Consider the following 14,212-nt stretch of genomic DNA (forward strand, 5'->3'; position numbering starts at 1 on the left):
GTTTATAAATTTCATAAATTAAGCTAGTTGATACTGTTTATTTATCTATATTATTTTCTGTTTCTAGCTTACCTTCTTTTTCTTCTTGATTTGTCTTTGTTTGATCTTTTTTATTTTCTGTATTATTTGTATCTTCTACTTTAGTATTTTCTACTTTATTTGTTTGCTTATTTTCTATTTTGTTTGTTTCCTTATTTTCTGTCTTTTTAGTATTTTCTATTTTTTCATCTTCTGATTTTTCTTTTATTTCATCTTCTTTGATATTTTCTTCATTTTCTTCTTTTTTATCTTCTACTACTGGCAATTGTTTTTTGTAGGATAGTTTTCCATCTTTCATTTCAAAATCTCTTAGGTAGAAATTTAGGGTCTCATCTTTTATAAATACTTGGACGAGTGAATCGCCAATATTTAGTATATCGTAAGATTCTACTTGGTAGTGGTTTTTCAAGAATTCTTTTACATCTTCAATTTTTACCTCAGGTTTGTATTCAAGTTGTGTTTGTGGATTTTCTATCTTGTATTTTATTGTTTTCACTACATCTTTGGCTGTGTATTTTCCAAATTTATTATCCTTTTCCATTTGAATTATTTGTTTTATAGTTTTGGCATGGTAGTGGTTTTGGTGGAACCAATAGAATATATTTTCCCTTACTCCATTTGACCCATAGACTGCATCTTCTTGAGATAAATTTCCATAATTTGTAAATTTAGAAAGGTCTCCTTCAAGATAAGGGATTACTCCTTTTATTAGCTCAGCTCTTACGTCTTGGTAGTTGAAAATTTCATCATCTGATACGTCTATATCATCGCTTTCTGATTTTTCCACTATATATTCAGCGTTTGGATAAATATCTTTTGGATTTTCTTTTACAACGCCTACTTCTTCATTTCCCCTGTAAAGGTGCCAGTGGTCTTTGTGGTCTACAATTTTTGTAATTCCACTTGGCCATTTTTCATTATCTTTTTTATCTTGGTCAGGTTTAATTTCAGGTCTAACTTGAGGCTTTTTATTATCATCAGGTTTGATTTCAGGAGTAACTTGAGGTTTTTTACTCTCATCAGGTTTAATTTCAGGTTTAACTTGAGGTTTTTTACTCTCATCAGGTTTGATTTCAGGTCTAACTTGAGGTTTTTTATTATCATTAGGCTTACTTTGAGGCTTATTATTTTCAGATGCTTGTGTATGAGATTTATTTCCATATTCACCAAAATATGCATTAGGGAATAAGTTTATTGGATTTGTATAAGTTATAGCTTCCCTGTTGTTTGAATCGTAAATATGATAGTGGTCTTGGTGGACAAGAATTTTTACAATATCAAACCTATTTATTTTTCCTTGTCCCAAAATTGGTATTAATTTTAAGTTTTTAATAGCCTTTATTCTTTGATCTTCGGAATTTTCTTTTCTATAAAGTGGTTTTGTTGTTTGACTATTTCCTATTTTTTTATTGTTTTCAAAAACTTGATGGTTTTTCTTATTTGTTTTTACAATATTATTAGAAATATTCTTATTAGAAATATTCTTATTGTTGGCTATATTTTGTGAATTTGATCCATGACTTCCTCTATATGTTCCAATCCTTATATTTGGATAGGCAGAACTTGGATTTGTGTATGAAATAAATTCATTTCCATTAGCCGTATATATGTGCCAGTGATCTCCATGTCTTAGAATTTTTACAACCCTATCTCCTGAAAGTTTTTGGGAAGAATTTTTATTTAGAGCTGATGAGGAATTTGTAGTATTTGAACCATGGCTTCCTGTGTATATTCCAACTTTTATATTTGGGAAAAGCCCTGATGGATTATCATATGTTAAATATTCACCCCCGTCTTTTGTATAAACATGCCAGTGGTCTCCATGTTTTTTTATAGCGACTACATTTTTATCTTTTAATTTGTTCTTATCAACTACATCAACAAGGTCAACTCCTCCATCTTTTCCAAAAGAATTAGGGTCTTTGTAGGAGATATGCTCCTTGCCATCTTTTGTAAAAATATGCCAGTGATCTCCGTGTTTAAAAAACTTTACTATGTCTTCCTTTTTAATTTCTGAATCTAATAAAACTTCTGTAGTCTTATCCTCTTTAATTTTTTGTTCAGTTTTTACACTTACTTTTTTTCTTTTTTATCTATAATATTTTCCTTATTTTGACTAAAACATGATGTTAAAACAAAAGAAGTAGCCAAAACTAGGGCGAGTAATTTTTTATTTTTCATATAAGCTCCTATTTTTTTATTAAAAGTACTAAAATCAAACTCAAAACTGCAATCAAAACTATAACTGAACCAGGTCTTAGGTTAAAAATATAAGATAAGAACAAGCCCAAAAATACAAATATTAATGAAAATATTATTGAAAGCATGAGTGATTTTTTATAAGATTTACAAATTTCTATAGCCATAATTGAAGGTATGACTAAAAGTGACGAAACGATCAAAGATCCAATGGTTTTTGCAGAAATTGCAACAGCTATTGCTGTCAAAAAACTAATGGTAAAATTTAAAAACTTGACCCTAAGTCCCAAAATTTGAGCAGAGGTTGGGTCAAAAAGTAAAAGGTAAAAATCATTGTAATAAGTAAAATAAATTATTAAAAAGCAAAGACTCAAAGCAATTAATAAATAAAATTCTTGGTCGGATATGGTGACAATGGAACCAAAAAGATATGAACAAATTGCGTTTGCACTTGCCGATAAGTCTGCCATAATTCCTGCAATTCCAATAGAGGCTGCAAGAATAATTACTGTAGAAACTTCCTGGTAATTTTTTAATTTATTTCTAATAACTTCAATAGAAAAGGCTGCAAAAACACAAAAAAGCATGGCAGAAAGAATTGGACTAATTCCAAAACAAAGCCCAATACTAAGTCCTGCCAAAGAAGAATGGGAAAGAGTATCTCCGATCATAGAAAGCCTTTTAATCAAAACCAATTGACCGATACAAGGAAGAATTACAGCAATCAAAGCCCCAGCAATAAAGGCTCTTTGCATAAAATCATATTCAAAAATATTAAACATAAAAATCTCCCAAACCCTCTCTTAGTCTTGTCCTATCAATTTTTCTAACCCTCTTATTAGATAAATGAAAAATCTCATCAGAAAAAATAGAAGCAAGCTTGTAATCATGACTTATCATCAAAATAGTCTTTCCTCTTTCACTTAATTTTTTCAAATGCTCATAAAAATCCTTAGAAAATTTCATATCAATTGCGGCAGTAGGCTCATCCAAAATCAAAATTTTAGGATCTTTTATAATTGCCAAAATTAAAGAAAGTCTTTGAATCTGCCCTCCTGATAAGTCTGAAAGAGCATGGTTTTTTTGATTTATCAAATCAAAATCTTCCAATAACTTATCAATATCATAAGATTTTTTCAAAAATTTTAAGTGATTTTCTATAACTTCTTTTACATTTGTAGGAAAAAGTTTAAAAGAAGCTACAGAAGCTTGAGAAATATAAGCCAAATCTTGGTAGTGATTAGATTTTTCTATAGGATCAGAAAAAATCTTTATACTTCCCGAATCTTTTTTTAATTGATTTAAAATCAAGCGAATAAGAGTTGTCTTTCCAGCTCCATTCTCACCAATAATTAAGGCAAATTTCCCTTCTTCAATCTTCATAGATAAATCTTCTAAAATATTTTCATTTTCATAAGAAAAAAACAGATTTTCAATCTCTAAAGCATATTTATTCATCAAAAGACTCTTTCAAAGACTTTAAGTTTTCTTCCATAAGTTTCAAATAACCCATCTCAGCTTCTTCTTTGGTCAAATTCTCCATAGTATATAAGGTAGAAGTTTTTGTATTTGTAGTTTTAGCCAAAGTTTCAGCTACCTTTGGAGTAGCCTTTCCTTCAAAAAATATAGTAGAAATATCATGTTTTTTTACAAAATCAGCAATTGTTTTTAATTGCTTAGCAGAAGGCTCATCTTCAGGAGAAATTCCTGTAACGGCAACTTGTTTCAAATTATAATCATCAGCTAGATAATTAAAAGCTGCATGGGAGACTACAAAATATCTCTTGTTTTGGTCAACATCCTTAAGCTCATTTGCAAACTTTTCATCCATTTTCTTAAACATATCAAGGTTTTTATCAAGATTTTTCTTATAAAAATCCTTATTGTCAGGATCAATTTCTGAAACTTTCTCATAAATTTCCTCTAGCTCAACCATGGCATTTTTAATAGAAAGCCAAGTGTGGGGATTGACCTTATCCTTAGAAACTTTCCCATCCTTAGCAGATGAAAGGAGGGTTAAATTTTTTGAAAGATCAACAAATTTCTCCTTATCATCAGTAGAATTTTTCAAGTCATCAATAAAAGTTTCCATACCTGCTCCATTATAAATAACCAAATCAGCCTTGATTATATTTTTAATATCTTCAGTTTTTAGCTCAAAAGAATGAGGCTCTTGGCTTTTGTCTATAATTGATTTCACTTCAAATTTATCACCGACAATTCTTTTAGTAAGCTCTTCTACAGGAAAAAAGCTTGTATAAATTAATTTTTTTTCAGAAGAATTTTCATTTTTTGAAATATTTTTAGAATTGTTAGAACAAGATGCTAAAAATAGTCCCAAAATTAGAAAAATTCCTAGAAATATTTTTCTTTTTTCTTTCATAAAATCTCCTTTTGCGAATGATTTGCAATATTATCTTCATAATTCTACTATAAAAAAATTTTACTTGCAAGTGATTTGCAACAATTTTTAAAAATGATTTTAAATTATGGACTTCATTTTTTCAATTGTTTTAGAATAATATATTTTACTAATGAATTATCTGATAGGAAAGGGTGGATAATTTTTATAAAAGAAATCTTTCAAGTCTAAGCCTATAAGAAAGCTAGTGTCCTTTAGGATTAGAAAAAGAGAAATTAAATTATAGAAAAAATAATAAAGGGAATTAAAGATCAAAGAAAATAATATTTAAAAAGGGGATGTTGCAAAAGTCCCAATATAGAAAAAAGACGAGGAAACTAATGAACTGCCCCCCCAAAAGTTGAACTGAAAAACCAGCTGAAGGAGGAAAAATGAGTAATTTAAATTCTATAATCGACGGACAAAGACAGTTTTTCTTTTCTGGAGAAAGTAAAATAGAAGATTTTAGGAGAGAAAATCTCGAGAAATTAAAAGCCTTGCTCAACCTTCATGAGGATGATATTCTTTTAGCTCTCAAAAAAGATTTGGGCAAATCAAACCTTGAAGCCTATATCTCAGAGATATCTTTTCTCAAACAAGAAATAGACTTTGCCTTGGACAATTTAAAAGAATGGATGAAGCCTATTAGGGAGAAGACTCCAATCCAGGCCATGACAGCTAAATCCTACATTCTCTATGAACCTTTGGGTGTAACTTTGATAATAGCTCCTTGGAATTATCCTTTCCAATTAGCTATAGATCCGCTAATAGCAGCTATGGCTTCAGGAAACACTGTAATTCTTAAGACTTCATCAAAGACTAAGGAAACTTCAAAGCTTATAAGGTCTATCCTAAATGATTATTTTAGAAAAGACTACATCTATGTTGTAGACAATGATTAAGTAATCCATGAAGAACTACTTAATGGCAAATATGATCATATCTTCTACACCGGAGGCAAGACTGTTGGAAAGAAGATAATGAAAAAGGCGAGTGAGAACTTGACTAAGCTTACTCTTGAACTTGGAGGTAAAAGCCCTTGTATAGTTGATAGGAGCGCAAATCTTGATAGTGCTGCTAAATCCATTAAAGCCTAAATGCTGGTCAAACTTGCGTTGCCCCTGACTATATCCTAGTGGATTATGCTATCAAGGAAAAATTCATTAATAAATTAATCGAAACTATAGAAGAATTTTTTGGAAAAGATCCAATAAACTCTCCATCCTACCCTAAGATTATTAATGAAGAGCATTTAGATAAGTTGCTATTCCTTTTATCTGCCCAAGATATAATCGCAGGAGGAAATTTCGATAGGATTAATCTAAAACTAGCACCAACTATAGTCGATGGGGTAGACTTTGATAATAAGCTAATGTATGATGAGATTTTTGGACCGATTCTTCTAATAATAACTTACGACAATATTAACCCAATTCTCTATAAGATTAAGACTTTGCCTAAGCCTTTGGCCTTTTACCTCTTCTCAGAAGATAATAGGCTTATAGAAAAGGTCATGTATAACATGGAATAATGGCTGCGTCAATGATTGCATCATGCAAATTGCAAGTCCATATTTGGAATTTGGTGGTATTTGGCCAAGTGGGATGGGAGGCTATCATGGCTTTGTAAACTTCTCTAACAAAAAAAGTATAATGCATGCTTCATCCTTATTTAGACCTAAAATAAAATATCCCCCTTATGAAAAAGGAAGGTTAAATTTAATAAAGAAATTCTAAAAAAACAAAGCTTTCTAAAAATTTTATTTAGCAAATTATGTAAAGTTGATAAAATTTCAGGATAGCTTTTTGCATGGAGAAATAAAGAGTTAAAGAAATTGATTTGCATTATCGTATAATGCTTTATTAATATATATACATTAAAGATTAAATGTTTTTTTGAATCAGAGTCATTTTCTGCTATAAATATTTGTAAAAAATACAAGGGGAATTTATTTTAAAATATAATAAAAAATGAAAGTAAATCGTTAATTATTTTCAAACTACAAAATAAATGGCTATATAGGCTTGATTAACCAGGTATTTGAGATCTTGAAAAAGTGTTAAAATATTTAATGATTATATTGACAAGGTGATATAAAAGTTTTATAATTACTTTCGTGATACTGAAAATTGTTATCATAATTTTATATTTTGTACATTAATATGAATTAATATTTAACATGTTAAAAAAATAATTAGTAGAGGATATGGGAAATAAATGAATAATAAAAAAATTATTAAGGCGACATTAATTGCCGCCTTGTCTATCTCATTCTTATTTAATGAGCCTTCCTTCGCAAGTGGCGAAGAAGAAAAACCGCTAGAGGCAAATAGCCAAAGCCTTGCTAGTGAAAATGAAGAAGCTACAGAAAAAAAAGAAGAGGCAAAGAGTGAACAATCTTTTGATAAAGAAAATGAACAAAAGAAAGAAGATGAAAACAAAGATAAAGACAAAGCTCCTGCTTTAGAAACTTCCCTCAAAGAAGATAAGTCTGATGAAAAAGAAAGTAAATCAACAGAAGATACACATAAAGCTCCTGCTTTAGAAACTTCCCTCGAAGAAGATAAGTCTGATGAAAAAGAAAGTAAATCAATAGAAGATACACATAAAGCTGACCTTAATAAGGATTCATCTATTGAAGAAAAGAAAGATGATAAGGCTGTAGATAATAAAGATGAGGGTAGAGTCATATACATAGCCGAATTTAAAGATAAAGAGGCTGGTGAAAGGGCGATTAAGGAAATATCAAAACTTTCTTCTACAAAAGTTTTGTATGCCTATAATACTATTTTCAATGGTTGTGCAATTGAAACAAAACAAGATAATCTTGATTTGATTAAATATATCGAAGGAATATCATCTGTAGAAAGATCTCAAAAAGTTGAGCCAATGATGAATCACGCAAGAGAAGAAATCGGTGTCAATGAAGCTATCGACTACCTAAAGGCCATCAACAAAGACATGGTAATGAAGTTTGACGGTAGGGGCATGGTAATTGCAAATATCGATACTGGGACTGATTATAGGCACAAGGCTATGAGAATTGACGATGATGCTAAGCCTTATATGAGATATAAAAAAGAGGACATGAAGGGAACTGACAAGGACTTTTGGTTGAGTGATAAAATTCCTCATGCCTTTAACTATTATAACGGTGGCAAAATCACTGTCGAAAAATATGACGATGGTTCTGACTATCATGATCCACATGGTATGCATATAGCGGGAATCCTTGCTGGTAATGATACTGATAAGGATATAGCTAAGTACAATGGAATAGACGGAATAGCACCAAATGCTCAAATCTTCTCTTACAAGATGTACTCAGATTCAGGTGATGGCTTTGCTGGTGATGAAACAATGTTTCACGCTATTGAAGATGCAATCAAACATAAAGTTGATGTAGTATCTGTATCTTCTGGATTTACAGGAACAGGTCTTATAGGTGAGAAATATTGGCAAGCAGTTAGGGCTTTAAGAAAAGCGGGGATTCCTATGGTAGTTGCTACTGGTAACTATGCAACATCTGCTTCAAGCTCATCATGGGACTTGGCTGCTAATAACCAACTAAAGATGACCGATACAGGAAATGTAACTAGAACTGCTGCCCATGAAGATGCCATAGCTGTTGCATCAGCTAAAAATCAAATAGTAGAGTTTGATAAGGTAAATATTGGTGGCGAAAGCTTTAAGTATAGAAATATCGGTACCTTCTTCGATAAAAATAAGATTATTAGAAATGAAGACGGAAGCAAAGCAGCAGACAAAATGAAATTTGTTTATATAGGCAAGGGTCAAGATGAAGATCTAGTTGGGCTTGATCTTAAAGGCAAAATTGCCGTTATGGATAGAATATATACAAAGGATTTAAAATATGCCTTCAAAAGAGCTGCCGATAAAGGTGCTCGCGCAATCATGGTTGTAAATACTGTTAACTACTATAACAGGGATAACTGGACAGAGCTTCCAGCCATGGGCTACGAAGAAGATGAAGGAACAACTTGCCAAGTATTTTCAGTATCTGGTGATGATGGACTTAAAATTTGGAATATGATTGCTCCAGCCAATAAAACTGAGGTTAAGAGAAACAAGAAAGAAGACTTCAAAGATAAGCTTGACCAATACTATCCAATTGATATGGAAAGCTTCAACAAAAACCGTCCAAAGCTTGGTGATGAGAAAGAGCTAGACTTTAACTTTGCTCCTGATACAGACAAGGAACTTTATAAAGAAGAAGTAATCGTGCCAGCAGCTTCTACATCATGGGGTCCAAGGGTTGACCTCCTACTAAAACCAGATGTATCAGCACCAGGAAAGAACATCAAATCAACCCTAAATGTAATTGATGGCAAATCAACTTATGGTTATATGTCAGGAACAAGTATGGCAACACCAGTGGTCGCAGCATCAACAGTATTGATTAGACCAAAACTAAAAGAGATGCTCGAAAAATCTGTCCTCAAAAACCTAGAAGGTGAGGATAAAATCGACTTAACTACTCTTACAAAGATTGCCCTACAAAACACAGCAAGACCAATGATGGATCCAACAGCTTGGAAGGAAAAATCACTATATTATGCTTCGCCAAGACAACAAGGTGCAGGTCTAATTAACGTTGCTAATGCACTAAGAAGTGATGTTATAGCAAGCTTTAAAAATGTTGACTCCGCAGGTCTAGTAAACTCATATGGATCTATATCACTTAGAGAAATTAAGGGAGACAAGAAATATTTCACAATCAAGTTGATTAATACATCAGATAGGCCTCTTACATTTAAGGCTTCATCATCTGCAATCACCACAGATTCCCTTACCAATAGGCTAAAACTTGATGAAACTTACAAGGATAAGAAATCATTAGATGGCAAACAAATTGTTCCAGAAATTCATCCAGCAAAGATTAAGGGTGCAAATATTACTTTCGAACACGATGTATTTACAATTGCTCCAAACTCTTCATATGAATTGAAGGCTGTAATAAATGTAGGAGAAGCAAAAGATAAAAACCAATTTGTAGAATCTTTCATTAGACTTGAATCTAAAGAAGAACTTGAGGCAATGTGTGGTGGGGAAAACAAGACAGTATTCCAACCATCTCTATCAATGCCACTTATGGGCTTTGCTGGAAACTGGAACAAGGAGCCAATCCTTGACAAGTGGGCTTGGGAAGAAGGCTCTAAATCAAAAACCATGGAAGGTTATGACGATGATGGTAAACCAAAAATACCTGGAACCTTGAACAAGGGTATAGGTGGAGAACATGACATCGATAAATTCAATCCAGCTGCCGTTATCCAAAACAGAAAAGATGGAAATACAAAATCACTTGATCAAGATCCTGATTTATTTGCACTAAATAACAACCAAGGATTATTTGATCCATCACAAAGCGAATCAAAAGTCGCAAGAATTTATCCACTTGATAATAAGGGAGAAACACAAGAAGTTCAAATAGAAAGAGGGCTAACACCTTCCCCACTCGTTCTAAGAAGTGCAGAAGAAGGCTTAATCTCAATTGTAAATACAGACAAAGAGGGCGAAGGACAAAAAGACCTCAAGGTTGTATCAAGAGAGCACTTCATCAAAGGAATCCTAAACTCAAAGAGAAACGATGCTAAGGGTATTAAGTCATCCAAGTTAAAAGTTATGGGAGATTTGAAATGGGATGGCCTTATTTACAATCCTAGAGGAAGAGAAGAAGGCGCTAATGATGATAATAATAACCAAGACTTGGAAACAAAACTTAGGGGTCAATTTGAACCAATAGCTGAGGGTCAATACTTCTACAAGTTCAAATACAGATTAACTAAGGATTATCCATGGCAAGTTTCTTATATACCAGTAAAAGTTGACAATACAGCTCCAACAATTGTCGATGTTGATTTCTCTGATCCAAACAAAATCAAATTAATAGCAAAAGATACTTACCACAAGGCAAAAGATAAGTACAAAAACGAAACCTTGTTTGTAAGAGATCAAAAAGACCATCCAGAGAAATTTGAAGAAGTAGCCAACGAAGTATGGTATGCAGGTGCAGCTATAGTTGACGAGTATGGTGATGTTGAAAGAAACCTTGATGTAAAATATGCAGGAGAAGGCGAAGGTAGACATAGAAAGCTTGATGCTAAAGGAAATACTATCTACGAAATTAAAGGAGCTGGAGATTTAAGAGGAAAAATTATCGAAGTAATCGCCCTAGATGGTGCAAGCAACTTCACCAAAATCCATAGGATAAAATTTGATAGTAAAGCTGATGCAAAGGGAATGATTTCTTATTACCTAGTAGATCCTGACAAAGATTCTTCTTCTTACAAAAAACTTGGAGAAATTTCTGAAGAAAAACTCAAAAATGCAATAAGCTCAGAGGAAAATACCAATAATAATAAAGCTAAGGATGAAGACTCAAAACCAGCTGAAGAAAGTTCAGTTGAGGGAGAAGCTAGCCTTGAAATAGATAAAAATATTTCAACAATTAGAGAATTTGAAAATAAAGACCTAAAGAAACTAATTAAAAAGAAATATAAGGAAATAGAAGACTTTACAACTGGTGGAATGAAAACAGTAGAGCTTGATTATCTATATGATGAAAAAGGAAATGTAAAATCCTACGAAGATGGAAGTGATCTAGAATATGAAACTGAGAAACTTGATGATGTTAAATCAAGGCTTGGTGGAGTGTTAAGTCCATCAAAGGATGGCCATTTTGAAATTCTTGGAGAAGTAAATAATGTATCAAAAGATGCTAAGGCCTACTATGGTAATGACTTTAAACTAATAGAAATCAAGGCAAGTAAATACGACCCACAAACAAAAACTCTAACCTTTGACTTATTTGCAAACACAAATGATGTAGTCGATGGTCTATCCTTTACTGGAGATATGAATATTATCGTAAAAGATAAGGGTCAAACAAAAGCTAAAACTATAATAAGAATGTCAGAAAAGAAGGATGAAGCCGAGGAAGCTTCACCATATGCTTCAAGCTATGGAAATATTATCGAACTAGGTGAAGGTGAACTAACTAAACAAAAACCAAAAGATCCAAGCAAGATGGATACAAACAAGATGTTCTTCGATAATGAAAAGGGTCAATATGTATTAAATGATAATATGATTGTAAGAAAGGGATATGCCCTAAGAGTTACGACATTTAACCCAGGAAAAACTGATATGCTTGATGGTAATGGAGTTTATAGCAAGGAAGTTATAGAAAAAATCCAAAATACTGCCCCTAACATCAAGGCCCTATCACAAAAAACAATCTACTGTGATAGTAGAAATGTTGAAGATGGTAGAAGCACTCAATCAGTTCTCATGTCAGCCTTGGACGGATTTAATATAGTTAGATATCAAGTCTTTAAATTCAAAACTAATGAAAAGGGAGAAGCTATAGATAAAGATGGAAATCTTGTAGATGATCCTTCTAAACTAGTTCTTCTTGGCAAAGATGGCAAGGAATACCTTGGAGATGATAAATCCAACGTAGAAGCCATCAAAGAAGACGGAGCAATGCTATTTATAGATGCAAAACCAGTAGATTTGACTATGGATAGAAACTATTTCAATCCAACAAAGGACAATAAAATCTATGTAAGAAAACCAGAATTCTATTTAAGAGGAAAAATAGGAGATAAGGGTGGTTTCAACTGGGAAATGAGAGTTAACGAGTCAGTTGTAGACAACTACCTAATCTATGGTGATTTACACATAGATAATACAAGAGACTTTAACATTAAGCTTGATGTAAAAGATGGGGACATCATGGACTGGGGAATGAAGGACTACAAGGCAAATGGATTCCCAGACAAGGTCAAAGATATGGATGGCAATGTCTACCTACAAACTGGTTATAGTAATCTTAATGCCAAGGCTGTTGGAGTTCACTATCAATTCCTCTATGATACTGTAAAACCAGAAATCGAACAAAAAGAGGATGGTAACACAGCTATTGAATATGATAAAGATAAATTTATCAAATTCAATGTTACAGACAAGAGAGATGGCGATAAAGCTGGAGAAATCCAATACAAACAAATCTTTGTAAATGGTAGAGCATACAAGTCCTTAGCTGATATAAAAGATATAAAGGACAATACGCTAACAATCAAGTTTGTAGTAAAAGACTTTGCAAACAATACTAGTGTAAAGGAATTTAGCTTTGATAAAGAAAGTGGCAAATTAACTCCTAAAGCTCCAGAAAAAGTCAAGATTACAATAGATAATAAGGAAAATGAACTTGTGAAGGGAGAGGATTTCCAATTACCAGAATACAAGGGAGAAGTTCCAGAAGGTAAAGGCTTCAAGGGTTGGAAAGTCATAGGCAAAGACGGAAAAGAAGAAATTAAAGCACAAGGTGCCTTCCTATTTGCTATGGAAGATCTAAGTGTTCAACCAGACTTCTACGAGCTTCCTAAAGAAGTTAAAGAAGAAAATAAACAAACCTTTGATGAAACAAAGAAAAAAGATGAGGATTATTCAAAGATTTGGAATATAACTTGCCCAAGTGATACAGAAAATCCTTCAGAAGATCCTTCTGAAATTCCTTCAGAAAATCCTTCAGAAGATCCTTCAGAGAATCCTTCTGAAACTCCTTCAGAGAACCCTTCTGTAATTCCTTCAGAAAACCCTTCTGAAATTCCTTCAGACGATCCTTCTGTAACTCCTTCAGAGAATCCTTCTGTAATTCCTTCAGAAAATCCACAAATTCCAGAAATAAATTTAGCTCATAAGAGTGAAAATCAAAAAGATAATCAAGGATTAGTAGTGGAGGCAAGCTCAGAGACTAAAAAGCTTGAAGGAGATCCTTCAAAAGGCAATACCTTAGTTCAAAATACTAAGGAAGATAAGGATAAAGAAGAAGCAAAGGAAAATAAGACCCAAAGAAGTGAGGGAAAATCACAAGAAAAGAATGAGAAAGCTCCAATAAGCAAAAATGTTAAAACAGGAGTAGAGAGCTTATCATCAGTAGTTATGGGATTATTTGCAGCAAGCCTTGCCTTGTTCAAGACTAAAAAAAGAAAATAAAAAGACCTAATATAAGCTAAGCAAATATTAGATCTGATACCAGAGTTAGCATAAAGCTTGCTCTGGTATTTTTTTGTCCACTTAAGTGAGTTGAGCGAACGAAAGAGAGCGAACAAAAAACCACCTGCTATGCAGGTGGAGGTATTAAGCTTTAGCTTTAAGCACCAAGAAAAACCTCCTTAAATGTATAATTGTGATAGTCACATGCACAATTAAACAAGGAGGTAATCATGGATAAAAATACTTTATCACATACAAGTTGGAGATACAAATACCATATAGTATTTGCACCAAAATACAGAAGACAAGAAATATATAGACAATTAAGAAAAGACATAGGCAGCATACTTCGAGAATTATGCTCAAGAAAAGGGATAAACATAATAGAAGCAGAGTTATGTCCAGATCATATCCATATGCTGGTAGAAATACCACCAAAGTACTCAATATCACAAATAATGGGATATTTAAAAGGAAAAAGTTCACTGATAATATTCGATAGACACGCAAACCTAAAATATAAATATGGCAACAGACACTTTTGGTGTA

General features: G+C 32.5%; 7 protein-coding genes and 2 pseudogenes. 5 read left to right on the top strand and 4 right to left on the bottom strand.

Annotated elements, in window-relative coordinates; all coding sequences use genetic code 11:
- Positions 1–37: 37 nt before the first annotated feature.
- The 4 genes and pseudogenes from ANHYDRO_RS11490 to ANHYDRO_RS08810 form a co-directional block, all read right to left on the bottom strand.
- A pseudogene (locus ANHYDRO_RS11490) lies at positions 38–2,220 on the bottom strand (hypothetical protein).
- Between the two features lie 8 nt (positions 2,221–2,228).
- A complete protein-coding gene (locus ANHYDRO_RS08800; protein ID WP_004815869.1) occupies positions 2,229–3,020 on the bottom strand; it encodes a metal ABC transporter permease in 792 nt (263 codons plus the stop codon).
- Complete coding sequence (locus ANHYDRO_RS08805; RefSeq protein WP_004815870.1) at positions 3,013–3,696, bottom strand: metal ABC transporter ATP-binding protein; 684 nt, start codon at positions 3,694–3,696, stop codon at positions 3,013–3,015. The genes ANHYDRO_RS08800 and ANHYDRO_RS08805 overlap by 8 nt, the downstream gene beginning before the upstream one ends.
- A complete protein-coding gene (locus ANHYDRO_RS08810) occupies positions 3,689–4,621 on the bottom strand; it encodes a metal ABC transporter substrate-binding protein (protein WP_004815871.1) in 933 nt (310 codons plus the stop codon). Before ANHYDRO_RS08810 ends, ANHYDRO_RS08805 begins: the two co-directional genes overlap by 8 nt.
- 410 nt (positions 4,622–5,031) lie before the next feature.
- Between ANHYDRO_RS08810 and ANHYDRO_RS11370 the strand changes: the two are divergent.
- The 5 genes and pseudogenes from ANHYDRO_RS11370 to tnpA form a co-directional block, all read left to right on the top strand.
- Positions 5,032–5,736: pseudogene (locus ANHYDRO_RS11370) on the top strand (aldehyde dehydrogenase family protein).
- Between the two features lie 38 nt (positions 5,737–5,774).
- Positions 5,775–6,170 (top strand): aldehyde dehydrogenase family protein, encoded by a 396-nt coding sequence (locus tag ANHYDRO_RS11375; protein WP_004815874.1) that lies wholly within the window; start codon positions 5,775–5,777, stop codon positions 6,168–6,170.
- A 22-nt stretch (positions 6,171–6,192) separates the two neighbouring features.
- Positions 6,193–6,375 carry a hypothetical protein gene (locus tag ANHYDRO_RS11380; protein WP_004815875.1) on the top strand — a complete coding sequence of 61 codons (183 nt, stop codon included), beginning with the start codon at positions 6,193–6,195 and terminating at the stop codon, positions 6,373–6,375.
- A 481-nt stretch (positions 6,376–6,856) separates the two neighbouring features.
- Positions 6,857–13,663, top strand: a complete 6,807-nt coding sequence (locus ANHYDRO_RS08820) for a S8 family serine peptidase (protein WP_004815876.1) — start codon at positions 6,857–6,859, stop codon at positions 13,661–13,663.
- Between the two features lie 230 nt (positions 13,664–13,893).
- On the top strand, positions 13,894–14,212 hold a 319-nt coding region (gene tnpA, locus ANHYDRO_RS08825; protein WP_004815877.1), incomplete at its 3' end, for an IS200/IS605 family transposase.

Origin of the sequence: Anaerococcus hydrogenalis DSM 7454, from assembly GCF_000173355.1 — a bacterium.
In the GTDB taxonomy this organism is placed as follows: domain Bacteria; phylum Bacillota; class Clostridia; order Tissierellales; family Peptoniphilaceae; genus Anaerococcus; species Anaerococcus hydrogenalis.